The organism is Rhizobium sp. BR 249 (assembly GCF_047445895.1).
Lineage (GTDB): Bacteria > Pseudomonadota > Alphaproteobacteria > Rhizobiales > Rhizobiaceae > Rhizobium.
In genome coordinates, this window is record NZ_JARWKX010000003.1 from 1 (window position 1) to 16,994 (window position 16,994).

The window sequence follows — 16,994 nt, forward strand, 5'->3', positions numbered from 1 at the left end:
GGCTTTGCCGCAACCGAAGTGCTCTACAATGAGGCGGGTGCCGTCATTGGTGTCGCCACCGGCGACATGGGCATCGAGAGGAACGGCGAGCCCGGCCCGAACTATACCCGCGGCATGGAACTGCTCGGCAAATATGTGCTGATCGGCGAGGGCGTGCGCGGTTCGCTCGCCAAGCAACTGATCGCCAAGTTCGATCTGCAGAAAGACCGCGAGCCGCAGAAGTTCGGCATCGGCATCAAGGAACTCTGGCAGGTCAAGCCGGAGAACCACAGGCCGGGCCTGGTGCAGCACTCCTTCGGTTGGCCGCTCGGCATGAAAACCGGCGGCGGCTCCTTCCTCTATCACCTCGAAGACAATCTGGTGGCGGTCGGCTTCGTCGTGCATCTGAACTACAAGAACCCCTATCTCTACCCCTTCGAGGAGTTCCAGCGCTTCAAGACCCATCCGGCGATCCGCGGCACCTTCGAGGGCGGCAAGCGGCTCTCCTATGGCGCTCGCGCCATCACCGAGGGCGGCTACCAGTCGGTGCCGAAGCTCACCTTCCCCGGCGGCGCGCTGATCGGCTGTTCGGCCGGTCTGGTCAACGTGCCGCGCATCAAGGGCAGCCACAATGCGGTGCTGTCGGGCATGCTGGCGGCCGAGAGGATCGCGGCGGCGATCGCGTCAGGCCGCAGCCATGACGAGGTCGTCGAGATCGAAAACGAATGGCGCCAGGGCGACATCGGCAAGGACCTGAAGCGGGTGCGCAACGTCAAGCCGCTGTGGTCGAAGTTCGGCACGGCGGTCGGTGTGGCGCTCGGCGGTCTCGACATGTGGACCAACACGCTGTTCGGCTTTTCCTTCTTCGGCACGCTGAAGCATGGCAAGACGGATGCTCAAAGCCTGGAGCCGGCGGCCAACCACAAGCCGATCGCCTATCCGAAGCCGGACGGCGTTCTGACCTTCGACCGTCTGTCCTCGGTGTTCCTGTCGAACACCAATCACGAGGAGGACCAGCCGGTGCATCTCAAGGTGAAGGACATGGCGCTGCAGAAGCGATCGGAGCACGACATCTATGCCGGTCCGTCGACGCGTTACTGTCCGGCCGGCGTCTATGAGTGGGTGGAGAAGGATGGTGAGGAGACCTTCGTCATCAACGCCCAGAACTGCGTCCACTGCAAGACCTGCGACATCAAGGATCCCAACCAGAACATCAACTGGGTGCCGCCGCAGGGCGGTGAAGGTCCGGTCTATCCGAATATGTAAGGCGGATTGTCGTCACAGCCGGCAATTTTCATGGGGCTGACGCCTTTGTGATCGCCGGCTGAAGTCCGTTGTTAGCCGTTCGTTAACCATAATTTCCTTAGCTTGCGACATCGTGTTGACGCACTAAGGACACATTTATGACGATCTCGCGCCGGGGCTTCCTGATTGCTCTTCCTCTTTTTGTCGCCGGCTGCTCTTCGACCGGCTTGAACAGCCAGACGAACTACGCCGCGCTTCCGGACGAAAAATTTCCTCTGAAGCAGGTGCCGATCGACAAGATCAAGCCGGAGCTTCGCCGTCAGGAAGTGGCTTACGAAACCAACCACGCTGCGGGCACGATCGTCGTCGATACGCCGGCGCGTCGTGCCTACTATGTCCTCGGGGGCGGCCGGGCGATGCGCTACGGCGTCGGTGTCGGCCGCGAAGGGCTGGCATTTGCCGGTGACGCTTATATCGGGCGCAAGGCCGAGTGGCCGAGCTGGACGCCCACTGAGAATATGCAGCGCCGCGAAGAGCGCTATCGCAAGCTTGCCGGCGGCATGCCGGGCGGCCCGAACAATCCGCTCGGCGCACGGGCGATGTATCTCTATCGCGGCGGCGGTGACACGCATTTCCGCATTCACGGCACCAACCAGCCGCAATCGATCGGTCTCGCCATGTCGAGCGGTTGTATCCGCATGATGAACCATGACGTGATCGACCTCTATAGCCGCGTCGAAGTCGGCGCCAGGGTCGTCGTCATCCAGGCTTGAACGACCAAGGCGGGCTCATTGAAAAAGCCGCCGCAGCGATGGCTGTCGGCGGCTTTGGCCTTTGCGGCTGACGCTGGTACGTCAGTGTCGGCGTGAGGCAATCCCGGTCGACAGCGCCACGCCGAGGCCGGTGATCACGGCGGCGCTGATTTCGCTGATGCCGATCGCTTCGCCAAGCAGGAGGCCGCCGCCGAGTGTGGCGAGAACCGGTGTCAGCGCCGTGAAGGCGGCGGCCTGCGTTCCGCCGAGGGTGCGAACGGCCGTGCCATAGGCGACCATGGCGACGAGACCGGAAAGAATGCCCTGGCTCAAGACCTGCAGGCCGATTTCCGGAAGCGGGGCCTGCGGCAGCGAAACGCCGAAGACGAGGGCGAGCACGGCCATGATCAGGAAAGACCAGACGGCGATCAGTGCGCTGGCCTGAATGGCCGTCAGGCCCGAGCGGCGGAAAGCATGGGTATAGCTTGCCCAGAGCACGGCGCCGGCCGGCAGCATGACGAAGCTCGTCCAGGGCAGGGAGGCATCGGCAAGGCTGCGGGCCAGCAGGATCATCACGCCGCCGACGATCGCCACCAGCCCGGCGATGCGCGTCACATCCGGCCGTTCCCGAAACAGCAGAATGCCGATCAACGCGGTGGCAAGCGGCATGGAGCCGCCGAGCAGGATGCCCGAAGAGGCGGCCGGTGTGGAGTGGATGGCAAGTGTCGTCACCAGGAAGAAGACCGCGCCGCAGCCGGCGACCATGATCGCCAGCAGATAAAGCGGCAGGCCCTTCGGCAGCAGGCCCATGCGAAGCCAGACGGGCGAAAGTGCCAGCGCCGGAATGCCGAAGCGGATGAGGCCGATATCGATCGAGCCGAGTGACGTCGCGGCGCTGTGGCGGGTTGCCAGAAACCAGGTCGCCCAGATCAGCACGGTGATGGTGCCGGCTGCATAACCAAGGGTCTGCGAAGGCGATTTGTCGTTTGAAAATGCGATCGTGCTCATCGTCCTAATCCTTTCCTCCATCCGGAGCCTGTCCGGTTGAAAAGAAGATTAGCGCCGGAGGCCGGGGCATGTCCTTGCTATCTGTGGCTGGAAAATCGTGCTATACGCAATCTTCTGCCAAACGATGCCGACGGATATCAGGAAAATGCCAAATCTCGATAAATTCGATATCGCCATCCTGAAATGCCTGCAGGAGGATGCGCGGGCTACCAATGTCGAGATTGCCGAAAAGGTGAACCTCTCGCCGTCGCCCTGCCTGCGCCGTATCCGCAATCTCGAACGCTCCGGTATCATTCGCGGATACACCGCCGATATCGATCGCAAGGAGGTAGGCCTCGGCCTGACCGTTTTCGTCGAATTCAAGGTGGTTCAGCACAGCCGCGAAAATTCCGAGACGCAGCAGAAGGCGCTGCTCGCCATCCCCGAGATCGTCTCCTGCTTCCTGATCTCGGGCACGGCCGACTTCCTGGCCGAAGTGGTGGTGGAGGATCTCGCCGCCTATGAACGGCTTCTGACGGAGACGCTGCTGACGCTGCCTAACGTCAGCGACATCCGCTCCAACTTCGCCATCCGCAGCATCAAGACGCATGGCCCATTAAAGCTGCCCGAGGGAAGATAAGTTCCTAATACTTTCCTGCTGGTAAAAACCCCTCCCCACAAGGGGGAGGGGCTTAAACTGCCGCACCCGCATTCCAAATATTTGACCTTTCGGGGGTAGTGAGACGGTGCCCCAAGTTAGTCCCTCCCCCTTGTGGGGAGGGGTTGGGGAGGGGTCTTTGGTTCTATAGCAGCGTCCCGCTGAGAATGAGCAGCGCCACCGAAAAGTAGATGACGAGCCCGGTGACGTCGACCAGCGTGGCGACGAAGGGGGCCGAGGCGCTGGCCGGATCGAGCCGCAGCTTCTGCAGCACGAAGGGCAGCATTGAGCCGCAGATCGAGCCGAAGGTGACGATCCCGATCAATGCGGCAAACACCGTGATGGCGACCATCTGCCAGTGCGGGCCGTAATCATAGAGCCCGGCCGTCTGCCAGAAGACGATGCGGATGAAGCCGACGAGGCCGAGGATCGCGCCAAGCACGATGCCTGTCGGAAGCTCGCGGAAGAGCACCTTCCACCAGTCCGAAAGCTTCAGCTCGCCGAGCGCCAGGGCGCGGATGATCAGCGAGGTCGCCTGCGAGCCGGAATTGCCGCCCGAGCTCATGATCAGCGGGATGAACAGGGTCAGCACCACGGCCTTTTCCAGCTCGCCTTCGAAATGCTGCATGGCGCTTGCCGTCAGCATCTCGCCGAGGAAGAGCGCGGCGAGCCAGCCGGCGCGCTTGCGGATCATGCCGGCGAAGCCAATCTTCATGTAGGGTTGGCCGAGCGCTTCCATGCCGCCGAACTTCTGGGCCGCTTCCGTGGTGTCCGAGATCATCGTGTCGATGACGTCATCGACCGTGACGATGCCGAGCATCTGCCCATGTTCGTCGGTCACCGGCAGAGCGAGCAGGTCGTGCTTGCGGATCAGGCGGGCGACGTCTTCCTGCTTCATCAGCGGATCGGCCGAAACCGGAGCGCCTTTCTGAGCGACCGTGAGGATGGAGGCATCCGGCTCGCCGGTGATGAGGCGGCGCAGCGTCACCACATGCATCAGCGCATGGCTGACCTCGTCGAGCACATAGATGGCGTAGACGGTCTCGCGCGAGCGTTCGACCTGGCGCACATGGTCGAGCGTCTGGGCGACGGTCCAGCTGTCGGGCACGCTGACGAACTCCGTCGTCATGATGCCGCCGGCCGTGCGCGGCGGATAACCCATCAGGTGCTGGATCGCGATGCGAACCGGCTCGTCGAGGCTGGCGAACAGCCGGGCGCGGGTCTCGCCGTCGAGTTCCAGCAGCACGTCGGCGACGCGGTCGTTGGACATGCCGTGCAGCAGCCGTGCGGCATCCTCGGCGCTGACCAGCGCGAGGATCTCAGCGGCGTTGCGAAGCTCCGGCCGGTCGAGAATGTTGACCGCATAGTCGAGCGGCATGCCTGATAGCACGCGGCCGGCATCCTGGACGGTCAGCGCGTTCAACGCATCGACACGTTCGGCGATCGTTGCGCCGCGGCTGTTGTTGATGAAGGCACGGGCGGCATGGCCTGCCCGCAGTGGGAAGCGATTGATGTTCATAGGCTCGCCTTTCCGTCGATCCGCCGTAGCGTCCCGAACGGGCGAGCCGACAGGAGTCGGTCAGCGCACGAGGGCCGCGTACGGCAAGGGCAATCGACTGCTACTGTCGCTTGGCATCGTTAAGATGGCTCCGTTGAAATCCGTGGCCGACGGCTGTCGTTCACGTATCGAGGTAGGTGGTCCCGAACGCGGAAAAAGTCAAGCAGGGTAAATGCTTAACGCCAGAATGTCGCACCCCCGCAGTGCAGGTGGAGATGCGTTAGGCGGCCTGCGCGCTCCGGCTGCGGCGTTCGAGGCGCAGCGAAGCCGCAAAGACGAAGAGGCCGAGGAAGGACAATGCGGCGCCGACATAACCGGTCGCGGCAAAACCGTAACCCCAGGCGATGACGAGGCCGCCGAGCCAGGCGCCGATCGCATTGGCGATGTTGAAGGCGGAATGGTTGGAAGCGGCGGCCAGCGTCTGCGCATCGGCGGCGACATCCATCAGCCGCGTCTGCAGCGCCGGGCCGGCGGCGAAACCGCAGCCGACGAGGAAGACCGAGAGGCCGAGCATATAGGGATTGGCGGCGGTCAGCGCGAACATGGCCAGCACGGCGATATTATAGACGAGCGAACCGCCGATCGTGCCGAGCAGCGACTTGTCGGCGAGCCACGAGCCGATGAAATTGCCGGCATTCATGCCGACGCCGAAGAGAACGAGCATGATAGGAACCGCGCTTGCCGGCAGCATCGCCACCTCGGTCGTCGTCGAGGCGATATAGCTGAACATCGCAAACATGCCGCCGTAACCGACGGCGGCGATGCCGAGCGTCAGCCAGACCTGAGGCCGGCGGAAGGCGCCGAGTTCACGTAGGAAACTCGCCCCCTCGGAAACCCTGTCCTTCGGAACATAGAACCAGATCAGCGCCACTGTCAGCAGGCCGACGATGCCGACCGACAGAAATGCCACCCGCCAGTCGAGCGACTGGCCGAAGAAGGTCGTCAGCGGCGTGCCGAGAAGGGTGGCGACGGTGAGCCCGAGCATGACGCGCCCGACCGCGCGTGCGCGCCGATGCACCGGCACCATCGAGGCGGCTACGAGGGCCGCGACGCCGAAATAGGCGCCATGCGGCAGGCCGGTGACGAAGCGCAGGAAGGTGAAGGTCTCGAATGTGGGCGCCGCGGCGCTCGATATGTTGCCGGCGGCAAAGACCAGCATCAGCGTCAAAAGCAGCGTGCGGCGCGCCATCTTCGCGGCGAGCACGGCGATGACGGGTGCACCGACGACGACACCGAGCGCATAGGCGCTGATGACGTAGCCGGCCTGCGGCGTCGTGACCGAGAAGGTGTCGGCGACATTGGGGAGCAGTCCCATGATCGCGAATTCGCCGGTGCCGATGCCGAAACCGCCGCAGGCGAGCGCCAGCTGAACCAAAGCCACGGTCGTCGCCGACGGCAGCTCGTCATCCGGCTGGGTTCGGATGGAATCGTTGATGGCGATCTCACTCATGAGAGTTCCTCGGGAGGCTTTTCTGCTTGGCATCAGCCCCTGGCGCAGGCGCTGCGGCGAGGCGATCGGGACAAATGGCGGGACGTGGAGACGATCTCTCCGATATCTGATCTATCCGTAATGTACCGGCAGGCGTCGAGTGCAATTTTCGCAGTGCAGCGTCCTGCTATGTGCATATATCAGTTGCAATATTTGCATTTCTGTCATCTCTGCAGGGAAGCTGCGGCGCTTGAAATCGCTGATACCGCAACCATCTCAGGGGCAAAGGCAGGATTGTTTCCGCGCCAGAGACAGGAACCCTCATGAAGCTTGTAGGCTTTTTCAATCGCGACGGCGGCACCTTCCGGACCACCGATATGCTGGCTTATGAGAAGAGGGCGGAGGCGGCCTTTCGGGATGCGGGACATGATTTCGATGCCATCGTTTTCTCTGGCAAGGAAATCATTCCTGCCATGGAACGGGCGGCCAAACGAGACGATATCGACGGCATCGTTGCCGGCGGCGGCGACGGGACGATTTCGGCGGCGGCGTCGATCGCCTGGAAAAACGGCATTGCGCTCGGTGTCGTGCCGGCCGGCACCATGAACCTCTTTGCCCGTTCGCTGCGCGTGCCGCTCGATATCTGGCAGGCGCTCGATGTGCTGGCATCAGGCGAGATCGACAATGTCGATATCGCCAGCGCCAACGGCCGGCCCTTCATCCATCAGTTTTCGGCTGGCCTGCATGCCCGCATGGTGCGCTACCGCAATTCCTACAGCTATCGCTCGCGGCTCGGCAAGATTCGGGCGAGCACGAAGGCGGCCCTCGGCGTGATCTTCAATCCGCCCGAGTTCGAGGTGGAGTTCGAGGCGGTCGGCATGCGGGAGCGCCGCAGGGTCTCGGCGATCTCGGTCTCCAACAATCCCTTCGGTGAGAATGCGCTGCTTTACGCCGACAATCTGAGAAGCGGCGAACTCGGCTTCTATACCGCAAATCCGCTGAAGCCCCTCGGTGTCGCCCGTCTCGCCATCGACATGCTGCGCGGCAAGGTCCGCGAGAATGCCGACGTCATGGTCATGCACCCGGCGGAAGTCCACCTGCATTTCCCGAAACTGCGCTCCAAGGCCAATTGCGTCATGGACGGCGAGTTGCTGCCGCTCGCACGAGACGTCTCGATCCGGCTACATCCGGGCGAGTTGAAGGTTCTCGTCAAGCAGGGGCTCGCAGCCCAGGTGAATGCCGATGAACGCCGCGAGCCTGCCGCGTAAGCGAGCCTGCTGCGTAAGGCGTCAAAGCCGCGGCAGATAGGTGCGATAGTCGAAATCCGAAACCGTGCGCAGATGCGCGAGCGCTTCCTTGCGCTTGGTATCGCCGTAAAGCGCCTGGTAGCGTGCGCCGAAGGTATCGGAGATGAAGGGCGAGGCGCGGAAGGTTTCGACGGCGCTCAGGAAATCATGCGTCAGCCGCGTGGTATTCGCAGGCATATGCGACGGTGTCGTCTCCTCACCGGGATCGAGCTCGCCATCGAGACCGATGAGCATGCCCCCGAGGATCGCGGCCAGCAGCAGATAGGGATTGGCGTCGGCGCCGGCGACGCGATGTTCCACGCGCGCTCCCGGTCCGTCCTGATCGGGTATGCGGATCGCCGTGCCGCGATGGCCGGTGCCCCAGGTGAGATCGACGGGTGCGAAGGAGCCAGGCTGGAAGCGCCGATAGGAATTGGCGAAGGGAGCGAAGATCAGCTGCGCCTCGCGCATGGTGTTGAGCAGGCCTGCCGTGACCGATTTGAGCAGCTTCGGCTCGCCGCCCCTGGCATCGAGAATGTTCCGGCCCTCGCTGTCGATGATGCTCGCATGGACATGCAGTCCGGAGCCGGCATGCTCGGAATAGGGCTTGGCCATGCAGGTCGATTTCAGCCCATGGCGGCGCGCTGCCTGCTCGGCGATGCGCTTCAAATAGAGGCAGTCGTCGGCGGCCGCCAGCGCATCGGGGCGGTGCATGAGGTTGACTTCGAACTGACCCGGGCCGAATTCCGCCGTCGTCGCCTCCGCCGGCAGTCCCTGCGCCCTGGCATAGGCCCTCAGCGTCGCGAGATAGCCGTCGAGCGCGTCGACGGCGCTCATGTCATAGAGCTGGAAACCGTTCGGTTCGCCGCGATAGGTGAGGCTTTCAGGCGGGGAGGGGCGTCCGGTTTCGCGCCAGTCGCCCGACATGACGTAGAATTCCAGCTCGGTCGCCACCACAGGCGTCAGTCCGCGTGCGGCATAGCGCTCCAGCACCGAAGCGAGGATGGCGCGCGGGTCCATGAAGCTCGGGCTGCCGTCGAATTCGTGCAGGGTGGCGAGCACCTGCATCGATCCCTCGGGCGCCCAGGGCATCGGCGCGAGGCTGCGCCGGTCGGGGATGACCTTGCCGTCGGGATCGCCGATCGTCAGCGACAGGCCGGTGATGTCGTCATTGTCGTCGCCCCAGATATCAAGCGATTGCGTCGAGGTCGGCAGGCGGATGTCTCCGGCCCAGACCTTGTCTTCGGCGCCCGATGGCAGCTGTTTGCCGCGCAGATCCCCGTTCATGCCGACGATCAGGATCTCGAAACGCGGATCGCCACCTTCGATCTTGCCGTCCATCCTGTCGCTCGCCATGGCCTTGAAAATCCTCCGGGACAAGGCCAAGCTCCTATCCCATCGACAGCAGCCTTTCAATCCGCGAGGATCTTTTACCAATCATGCCCGATACTTACCCGCCCTCGAATCTTGTCGCGATCGACGCCGCGCATCACCTGCACCCCTTCTCCGACATGAAGAAGCTGAATGCGGAAGGCACGCGCATCATCCAGCGCGGCGAGGGCGTCCACATCTTCGACAATCACGGCAGGAAATATCTCGATGGCTTCGCCGGCCTCTGGTGCGTCAATATCGGTTATGGCCGCCGGGAAATCGCTGAGGCCGTCGCGAGGCAGATGAATGAGCTGCCCTATTACAACACCTTTTTCGGCACGACCTCGGCGCCGGCGACGCTGCTGGCCCAGAAGGTCACCTCCCATGCCGGCGAGCGGTTCAATCATATCTTCTTCACCGGCTCCGGTTCGGAGGCCAACGACACCTGGTTCCGCATGGCCCGCGTCTATTGGAGCGCCGTCGGCAAACCGTCGAAAAAGATCGTGATTGCGCGGAAGAACGGGTATCACGGCTCGACCGTCGCCGGCGCCAGCCTCGGCGGCATGAAATACATGCACGAGCAGGGCGACCTGCCGATCCCGGGCATCGTCCATATCGGTCAACCCTATTGGTATGGCGAAGGCGGTGATCTCTCGCCTGCCGAATTCGGTCTCAAGGTCGCTCGCGAGCTGGAAGCTGAGATCGACGAGTTGGGCGAAGAGAATGTCGCCGCTTTCGTCGCTGAGCCGGTGCAGGGCGCTGCCGGCGTCATCATCCCGCCGGAGACCTACTGGCCGGAGATCGACCGCATCTGCAAGGCGCGCAATATTCTGCTGGTGACTGACGAGGTGATCTGCGGTTTCGGCCGTCTGGGCGCATGGTTCGGCCACCAGCATTTCGGCGTCGAGCCCGATCTCGCGCCGATCGCCAAGGGGCTTTCCTCCGGCTATCTGCCGATCGGCGGCGTGCTCGTCAGCGACCGTATCGCCGATGTGCTCATCAACGAGGCCGGCGACTTCAATCACGGCTTCACCTATTCCGGCCATCCGGTTTGTGCGGCAGCAGCGCTCGAAAACCTGCGCATCATCGAGGAGGAAGGCCTGGTCGAGCGCGTGCGCGACGATATCGGTCCCTATTTCGGCAAGGCCTGGGCGGCACTTGCAGACCATGATCTGGTCGGCGAGGCTGACAGTATCGGCCTGATGGGCGGCCTGCAGCTTGCCGCCGACAAGCGCACGCGCACTCGCTATGAAAAGCCCGACCAGATCGGCGCGCTGGTGCGCAACCACGCACTGGCGAACGGTCTCGTGCTGCGCGCTACCGGCGACCGAATGCTCACCTCACCGCCGCTTGTCATCAGCCACGCTGAGGTGGATGAGATGGCCAAGATTACCAAGCTGGCGTTGGATGCGGCCTGGAAAGAGCTGAAATCCTGATTTCGTTCGGCCCGGCTCGGCGAACGAAATTCTGAACCCAAAGCTCGAAATCCTGCGGCTTGATATCTTCGGCGCCGTGTTTCACGCGCAGAATTACGATGCGGTCGTGATAGGAACGGTAATAAATGCAGCGATTCCGGTAGGCCAAACCGCGCAGGCCTTCCGAAATGTAGTCGCGGGGTGATCCGGTAGTGGGGACTGCTCTCGGCGATATAGCGTCGAATATTCCGCAGATCCTCGACGGCGGATGGAGCGATAATCAGGCGTTTCGGTTTGATGGCCCTAGCTTTCGTTCATGACGTCTTGGAGGAGATCCGCGCCGGTGGCGTATTCCTTGCCGAGTCCGGCTTCGATCTCGGACTCCGCCGCCTGAATGTCCTTGCGCAGCGCCTGCATTTTGAGCTCATGGTCGGCGAGCATGCGGATACCTGCCCGCACGGCCTCGGTTTCAGTGCCGAACCGGCCATTGCGGACAAGGTCCGACAGGATCCGGTCATAGGTATCGCCAAGCGAAAAGGTCTTTGCCCGTGCCATGTCAATTGACTCCTTGCTCTAACTATATTGTAAAATGCAATACTTTTACAATATGCAGTGCAGCAGGCCGATGGCAAATTGAGCCGGGCTCACTGATGAACCCAGGCATAGCCGAAGCGATAGCTGTCGTCGCCGCGCCCGTAGACATAGGGCACGTCGATCAATGCGGCCTCGGGCGCGGATAGGCCGAGATTGGCCTGGAGCCATTGCGCCATATCAGGCGGAAGCGCTTCGGTTTCTCCCTTGCGCGGTAGGAGCCATACGAGGAGAAGCGGCCGGCGGCCTGAGATATCCGGCTTGAAACCGGGATAGTCCGTGGAAAGGACGGGGATGCCGGGAATGTCCTGTCTGAGATTGCCGGCGAGCAGGCTGTCGCCGGCCAGGATTGCCGCCGGTTCGGCCTGTTTGCGCAAGATTTCGAGCATCCCGGCATAGGGCCTGTTCAGCCGCTCGTAGTGGCCCGAGAAGCGCGCGCTCGCCACGCTGCCATAAAGGGCTGCCGGCACGCCGATCATGATGATGGCAATGATCGGCATGAAGCGCCTGAAAGCCTTGTCGGTTTCCGTGCCTGCCGCCTCGATCTTCAGGCAGAGATAAAGCGGCATGATGAAGAGCATCGGCACCAGCCAGCGATCCTTGATGCCGGCAGCACCTCCGAAGACGATCAACAGCAGAATGCCGATGGCGAAGACGAGCATCATCCGCTCGAGAAGCCCGGTCCATTCCGATCGGGCGGTGAGCGCCGGGCGAAGCGTCTTGGCGAAGACGATTGCGAACACCGCCACCGTCAATCCGGCGAAGCTGATGACGGCGAGAGCGAGCGAGCCGATGCCCATGGCGACTTGCATGGGATAGCTCGCATCGCCGCTCGCGGTCATCTTCTCCAGCGTGCGCGCGGTTGCGAAATCGAGATTGTCTTTCAGCCAGAAGAGATGCGGCAGGGTGATGACGAGCGCCACGACGGCTGTCAGCGTCAGCCGCAGGTCGAAGATCCGCGGCCGCAGGCGTGCATCCGCCAGCGCGGCAATCAGGGCTGCGGCCGGCAGGATGGCGAAATTATATTTGGCGAGCAGGCCGAAACCGATGCCGATACCCGCGATCAGGTAGGATAGAACACTCGGCTGCTTCAGGCTGCGGATGAAGCCGTAGAGGAAGATGCTGGCTGAAAAGAACACCGCGACCGTGTGCGTCAGGTCCCGCTGCATCTCGAAAACCATCTGCGGGATCGTCAGCAGCCCGAGTGTTGCGATCGCCACGAGCGCCTTGTCGCGCAGGACGAGCCGCGCCGTCAGACCGTACAGCAGATAGGAGCTGAACAGCAGAAGGTTCTTGACGACAGACAGGGCGGCAAGCGAAACGCCGGTAAATTGGAAGACGGTATATTGCAGCCAGTTGTAGAAGGGCGGCTGCGGGCCGTAACCGGCGGCGAGCCATTGCGAACGGAAGGCCTGTTCGGCCTCGTCGAGATCGAGCGAATGCGAGGTTGCAAGCCGCACGCCGACCTGAAGCACGAAATAGGCGGCCAGCAGGACGAAAATCCACCTGATGTCACGAAGCCTGATCTCGGTCATTGTCTCGCCCCCGGCTGAACCCAGGCATAGCCGAGGGCGAAATTATCGCCCTGGCGGCCGAAATGATAGGGAAGCGACAAGGCGCCGATCTCCTGCGGCGCGATATCAGCCGCCGCCAGCGCCGACGAAAACCGCTCCGGCATGACCGCATCGGCGGCCGTTGCCGTCTTCTTGCCGCGCCAGACGATGAGCACCGGCCCGTCCGCTGTCGCATAGGCCGGAATGCCGGGTGCCGGAAAATCCGGGGTCACCACGGGCACGCCGGGAAATTGCAGCCGCATGTTCCCGCCGACATAGGTATCCGAGGCGATCACGAGCGCAGGTTTGGATTGTCGCGTCATGTCACGCGCGAGATCGGCCATCGGCACATTCGGCCTGCTGTAGGTTTCGATCAGCCCGGCGCCGACGACGCGGAAACCGAGCGCGACGAGCACGCAGGCCATCAGCACCGGCACGACGGGTCGGAAGCGGCGCAGTCCGGCGGAAAGATCGAGCCCGGCCGCCTGCATCTTCGCCAGGAAGTAGATCGGCAGCACCAGCAGGAACGGATCGAGCCAGCGTTCCCGCACCGTGGTGGAGCCGGTGAAGAGGACGATGAGAGCGATGCCGGCAAGGCTTGCGAGCATCATGCGCTCCATCATCCGAGTCCAGCGGTTTCCGGACGACAGCGCCCGGATAAAATCCCGGCGGAAGGCGGCGGCGAAAATGGCGACGGGCAGCGCTGCAAAGGCGATGATGGCGACGAGAAAGGCGAGAATGCCTTTGCCGATCCGCAAGGCGCCGGCCGGTTCGTTGCCGGCCGCCATCTTGACCAGAGTGTCTGAAGAGGCAAATTCGAGATTGCCTCGCAGCCAGATCGCGTGCGGCAGCACGATGACGAGCGCAACGGCGATCGCCGCCAGGATGCGCCAATCCAATATCCTTCGCCGCCATTCGGAATCCGGCAGGATGGCGATCAGCGCGGCGGCGGGCATCAGCGCGAAATTATATTTCGAGATCAGCCCGATGCCTGTGGAAAGCCCGAGCAGGAGGTAGCTGCCGATATCCGGCCGCTCCAGCGTGCGGAAGAAGCCGTAGAGGAAGAGCGAGCTCGCAAAGAGCAGCGCCGTCGTATGGGTCAGATCCTGCTGCGCCATGTAGGAGACCTGGGGCAGGGTGATCAGTGCCAGCATGCCGACGGCGGCAAGCTTCTGGTCCTTCAGCGCCTCGCGCCCGGCAAGGCCGTAAAAGAGATAACACAGGAAGAGCAGGATATTCTTCGGGATGACGAGCGCGCCGATCGACATGCCCGTCACCGAAACGACGGCATACTGCAACCAGTTATAGAAGGGCGGCTGCGGGCCGTAGCCCGCCAGCAGATATTGCGAAAAGAAGGACTGCTCGGCCTCGTCCAGCTCCAGCGAATGCGGAAGCACGAGCCTGAGCGCGATGTTCAGCACGAAATAGGCTGCAAGCAGCAGCGCCGCGGTTCTGATCGTCCTCGTCGCGCGTTCCAGCATCGTGCTGCCGGCTTACGCTTGGCTTTGATCGTCGAAGATCTGCCGCACGATATAGTTCGGGGAAGCGTCGTCGCGATAGTAGGTGCGCGCGATCATTTCCGCCAGGATGCCGGTGGTGATCATCTGTACCGACGAAAGCAGCAGCACGACGCCGACCATCAGCATCGGGCGTGTGCCGATGTCGTTGCCCAGGATGAACTTGTCGAAGCCGAGATAAAGCAGGATCAGCATGGCGACCGCGCCGAGACCGAGACCGAGCGAGCCGAAGAAATGGCCGGGCCTTGCCTTGTAGCGCATGAAGAACATGACAGACAGCAGATCGAGGATGACGCGGAAGGTGCGCGAAATGCCGTATTTCGAAACGCCGTGCTCGCGGGCATGGTGGGTGACGGCCATCTCGCCGATGCGCGAGCTCGGGACGACACCGGCGACCCAGGCCGGGATGAAGCGGTGCATCTCGCCCATCAGCTTCACCTGCTTGATGATCGAGGCACGGTAGATCTTCAGGCTGCAGCCGTAATCATGCAGCTTGACGCCGGTGATGCGGCCGATCAGGTAGTTGGCGCACCAGGAAGGGATCTTGCGCAGGAACAGGCCGTCCTTGCGGTTCTTGCGCCAGCCGACCAGGAGGTCGAGTTGGCGCCGCTCCAGCTCGGAGACCATCGAAGGGATATCCTTCGGGTCGTTCTGCAGATCGCCGTCCATCGTCGCGATCAGGCGGCCGCGGGCGGTGTCGATGCCGGCCTGCATGGCGGCGGTCTGGCCGAAGTTGCGCTGCAGCTCGACGATCCTGAGCGCCAGACCCTCGCGGCTGACGAACTTGCGGGCGTTGACCAGCGTCGCATCCGTGCTGCCGTCGTCGACGAGGATCAGTTCCCAGCGATGAGGATACTCGGTCATTGCCGCAACGATGCGCTCGACCAGCGGGCCGACGCTTTCCTCTTCGTTGAAAACGGGCACGACCAGCGACAGCTCGAGCGATTGTACCGGATCATTCGTGCCGCGAGTGGGCTCTACCGTTGTCTGCAACTTTCATCTCCAAAAGGCCGGGCGGCCTGACAATTCTTACCGCCGCCACCGCGCTTGCGGAAGCCTACTACATGAAGTGTCTGCCCGTTGCCAGCGGGCAATGCCGGTTTCCCCGCAATCCGCCGACGTGCCGGAACGCTATTTCGCGCCGCCTTCGACCCAGGAATAGCCAATGGAGAAGGTATGTTTGCCGTCACCGAAAAGATAGGGCAGCGTCAGCGTGTTCACCTCTTGCAGATGAATACCCGATTTCACGAGATTGTCGGCAAAACCGGGAGAAATGGTCGGATCATTGGCGGTCTCGCCGCGCCAGACGACGAGCACCGGACCTTTCGCAGTCGCATATTCGGGAACCCCGGGGCCTGGAAAGAACGGGATCACGACGGGAACGTCGGGGAATTCCAGCTTCATGTTGCCGGCCACGAACTTGGTTCCCGCCACGATGAGAACCGGCTTGCGGGCCGCGGTCAGTTCGGCCGCGTAGCCGGAGAAGGGCACGTTCGTTCTCGTATAAGTGCCGATATATTGAATGGCGACGATCCGCAGCAGAAGGATCGCCAGGATGACGACCATGAAGACCGGCACCACAGGCCGGAAGCGGGCAAGGCCGGCGGAAAGATCGAAGCCTGCGGCTTCCAGTTTCAGGAACAGATAGATCAGCAGCACGAGCAGGCAGGGGTCGAGCCAGCGTTCGTGGATATCGCTCGCGCCGGCGAAGACAATGACGCCGGCGAAGGCGATCAGGCTGACGATCATCATCCGCTCGATCACCCGGATCATCGGACTGGTCGAGGAGAGCGCACGGAAGAAATCCCGCCGGAAGGTGGCCGCGATGAGAACGATCGGCAATGCGACGAAGCCGAGCACGGCGATGACGAGGGACAGCAGCCCTTGTCCGATGCGGGGAAGGCCGGCGGCCGCCTCATGCTCGGCGGTCATCCGCTCCAGTGTCGGGCCCGACGCGCTGGCGAGATTGTCGGGCAGCCAGAGCGCATGCGGCAGAACGATCAGAATGGCGATCGCGATTGCCGGCAGCAGACGCCAGTCGAACAGGCGGCTGCGCCATTTCCTGTCCGGCAGGACGGCGATTAAGGCGGCAAACGGCAGGATGGCGAAATTATATTTGGAGATCAGGCCGATGCCGGTGGCGATGCCGATGATGAGATAGCTCCCGACCGTCGGCTGCCGAAGCGTGCGGAAAAAGCCGAAGAGGAAGAGCGAGGTCGCAAACAGCAGGGCAACGGTATGGGTCAGTTCGCGCTGCGCCATCAAGCCGACCTGCGGCAGGGTAATCAGGCTCAGCATGGCGATGGGTGCGAGCAGGCGGTTCTTCACCACCTCGCGGGCCGCCAGCCCATAGAAAAGATAGCAGCCGAAGAGAATGATGTTCTTCGGAACCGAGAGCGCCCACATCTTGATCCCGGTGACAGAGACGATGGCGTATTGAATCCAATTGTAAAAGGGCGGCTGCGGGCCGTAGCCGGCCAGAAGATATTGCGAGTAGAACGATTGTTCCGCCTCGTCGAGATCGAGCGTATGAGGCAAGGCGATGCGGAGCGCGATGTTCAGCAGGAAATAGACTGCCAGAAAAAGGCTCGCGCTCGTAATGCTTCTGGTAATGCGCTCCAACATCGATCTCCAAGTCAAGCCGGCGAGGCGC

Annotated in this window: 14 protein-coding genes; 5 read left to right on the forward strand and 9 right to left on the reverse strand. The window is 62.6% G+C overall.

What is annotated here, in order from left to right; genetic code table 11:
- Both QD408_RS03910 and QD408_RS03915 read left to right on the forward strand, forming a co-directional pair.
- On the forward strand, positions 1-1,245 hold a 1,245-nt coding region (locus QD408_RS03910; protein ID WP_414138418.1), incomplete at its 5' end, for an electron transfer flavoprotein-ubiquinone oxidoreductase.
- A gap of 137 nt (positions 1,246-1,382) precedes the next feature.
- A complete protein-coding gene (locus QD408_RS03915) occupies positions 1,383-1,997 on the forward strand; it encodes a L,D-transpeptidase (RefSeq protein ID WP_088683444.1) in 615 nt (204 codons plus the stop codon).
- Between the two features lie 81 nt (positions 1,998-2,078).
- Here the strand turns inward: QD408_RS03915 and QD408_RS03920 are convergent, their stop codons facing one another.
- On the reverse strand, positions 2,079-2,984 hold the full coding sequence (locus QD408_RS03920; protein WP_414138419.1) for a DMT family transporter: 906 nt from the start codon (positions 2,982-2,984) through the stop codon (positions 2,079-2,081).
- Between the two features lie 145 nt (positions 2,985-3,129).
- Here QD408_RS03920 and QD408_RS03925 point away from each other — a divergent pair, with 145 nt between their 5' ends.
- The gene (locus QD408_RS03925) at positions 3,130-3,603 is read left to right on the forward strand and encodes an Lrp/AsnC family transcriptional regulator (protein WP_414138420.1); all 474 of its coding nucleotides are present in this window, start codon (positions 3,130-3,132) and stop codon (positions 3,601-3,603) included.
- Between the two features lie 163 nt (positions 3,604-3,766).
- On the opposite strand, the gene mgtE is transcribed toward QD408_RS03925, so the two are convergent.
- Positions 3,767-5,140 carry a magnesium transporter gene (mgtE, locus tag QD408_RS03930; RefSeq protein ID WP_088683441.1) on the reverse strand — a complete coding sequence of 458 codons (1,374 nt, stop codon included), beginning with the start codon at positions 5,138-5,140 and terminating at the stop codon, positions 3,767-3,769.
- Between the two features lie 259 nt (positions 5,141-5,399).
- Positions 5,400-6,629 carry an MFS transporter gene (locus QD408_RS03935; RefSeq protein WP_414138421.1) on the reverse strand — a complete coding sequence of 410 codons (1,230 nt, stop codon included), beginning with the start codon at positions 6,627-6,629 and terminating at the stop codon, positions 5,400-5,402.
- A 302-nt stretch (positions 6,630-6,931) separates the two neighbouring features.
- On the opposite strand from QD408_RS03935, the gene QD408_RS03940 reads away from it, so the two are divergent.
- Positions 6,932-7,876, forward strand: a complete 945-nt coding sequence (locus QD408_RS03940) for a diacylglycerol/lipid kinase family protein (protein ID WP_414138422.1) — start codon at positions 6,932-6,934, stop codon at positions 7,874-7,876.
- A gap of 21 nt (positions 7,877-7,897) precedes the next feature.
- Here QD408_RS03940 and QD408_RS03945 read toward each other — a convergent pair whose 3' ends face one another.
- Positions 7,898-9,250 (reverse strand): glutamine synthetase family protein, encoded by a 1,353-nt coding sequence (locus QD408_RS03945; RefSeq protein ID WP_414138565.1) that lies wholly within the window; start codon positions 9,248-9,250, stop codon positions 7,898-7,900.
- A gap of 83 nt (positions 9,251-9,333) precedes the next feature.
- On the opposite strand from QD408_RS03945, the gene QD408_RS03950 reads away from it, so the two are divergent.
- Complete coding sequence (locus tag QD408_RS03950; RefSeq protein ID WP_414138423.1) at positions 9,334-10,701, forward strand: aspartate aminotransferase family protein; 1,368 nt, start codon at positions 9,334-9,336, stop codon at positions 10,699-10,701.
- A gap of 282 nt (positions 10,702-10,983) precedes the next feature.
- Here the strand turns inward: QD408_RS03950 and QD408_RS03955 are convergent, their stop codons facing one another.
- The 5 genes from QD408_RS03955 to QD408_RS03975 all read right to left on the reverse strand — a co-directional run bounded on the left by QD408_RS03955 (position 10,984) and on the right by QD408_RS03975 (position 16,966).
- Positions 10,984-11,235, reverse strand: coding sequence for a ribbon-helix-helix domain-containing protein (locus tag QD408_RS03955; RefSeq protein ID WP_414138424.1), 252 nt, complete (start codon positions 11,233-11,235; stop codon positions 10,984-10,986).
- Between the two features lie 89 nt (positions 11,236-11,324).
- Positions 11,325-12,806 carry an ArnT family glycosyltransferase gene (locus QD408_RS03960; protein ID WP_414138425.1) on the reverse strand — a complete coding sequence of 494 codons (1,482 nt, stop codon included), beginning with the start codon at positions 12,804-12,806 and terminating at the stop codon, positions 11,325-11,327.
- Positions 12,803-14,305 (reverse strand): glycosyltransferase family 39 protein, encoded by a 1,503-nt coding sequence (locus tag QD408_RS03965; protein ID WP_414138426.1) that lies wholly within the window; start codon positions 14,303-14,305, stop codon positions 12,803-12,805. The genes QD408_RS03960 and QD408_RS03965 overlap by 4 nt, the downstream gene beginning before the upstream one ends.
- 12 nt (positions 14,306-14,317) lie before the next feature.
- A complete protein-coding gene (locus tag QD408_RS03970; protein WP_088683433.1) occupies positions 14,318-15,334 on the reverse strand; it encodes a glycosyltransferase family 2 protein in 1,017 nt (338 codons plus the stop codon).
- Between the two features lie 138 nt (positions 15,335-15,472).
- Positions 15,473-16,966: an ArnT family glycosyltransferase gene (locus QD408_RS03975; protein ID WP_414138427.1), complete on the reverse strand. Its 1,494-nt coding sequence runs from the start codon at positions 16,964-16,966 to the stop codon at positions 15,473-15,475.
- Positions 16,967-16,994: the final 28 nt, after the last annotated feature.

What these genes read in the sequence shown, in the direction of transcription:
- QD408_RS03925 (WP_414138420.1), top strand. Translation starts at nt 3,130, where the DNA reads ATGCCAAATCTCGATAAATTCGATATCGCCATCCTGAAATGCCTGCAG.
- QD408_RS03935 (WP_414138421.1), bottom strand. Translation starts at nt 6,629, where the DNA reads ATGAGTGAGATCGCCATCAACGATTCCATCCGAACCCAGCCGGATGAC.
- QD408_RS03960 (WP_414138425.1), bottom strand. Translation starts at nt 12,806, where the DNA reads ATGACCGAGATCAGGCTTCGTGACATCAGGTGGATTTTCGTCCTGCTG.
- QD408_RS03915 (WP_088683444.1), top strand. Translation starts at nt 1,383, where the DNA reads ATGACGATCTCGCGCCGGGGCTTCCTGATTGCTCTTCCTCTTTTTGTC.
- QD408_RS03920 (WP_414138419.1), bottom strand. Translation starts at nt 2,984, where the DNA reads ATGAGCACGATCGCATTTTCAAACGACAAATCGCCTTCGCAGACCCTT.
- QD408_RS03965 (WP_414138426.1), bottom strand. Translation starts at nt 14,305, where the DNA reads ATGCTGGAACGCGCGACGAGGACGATCAGAACCGCGGCGCTGCTGCTT.
- mgtE (WP_088683441.1), bottom strand. Translation starts at nt 5,140, where the DNA reads ATGAACATCAATCGCTTCCCACTGCGGGCAGGCCATGCCGCCCGTGCC.
- QD408_RS03955 (WP_414138424.1), bottom strand. Translation starts at nt 11,235, where the DNA reads ATGGCACGGGCAAAGACCTTTTCGCTTGGCGATACCTATGACCGGATC.
- QD408_RS03940 (WP_414138422.1), top strand. Translation starts at nt 6,932, where the DNA reads ATGAAGCTTGTAGGCTTTTTCAATCGCGACGGCGGCACCTTCCGGACC.
- QD408_RS03950 (WP_414138423.1), top strand. Translation starts at nt 9,334, where the DNA reads ATGCCCGATACTTACCCGCCCTCGAATCTTGTCGCGATCGACGCCGCG.
- QD408_RS03945 (WP_414138565.1), bottom strand. Translation starts at nt 9,250, where the DNA reads ATGGCGAGCGACAGGATGGACGGCAAGATCGAAGGTGGCGATCCGCGT.
- QD408_RS03975 (WP_414138427.1), bottom strand. Translation starts at nt 16,966, where the DNA reads ATGTTGGAGCGCATTACCAGAAGCATTACGAGCGCGAGCCTTTTTCTG.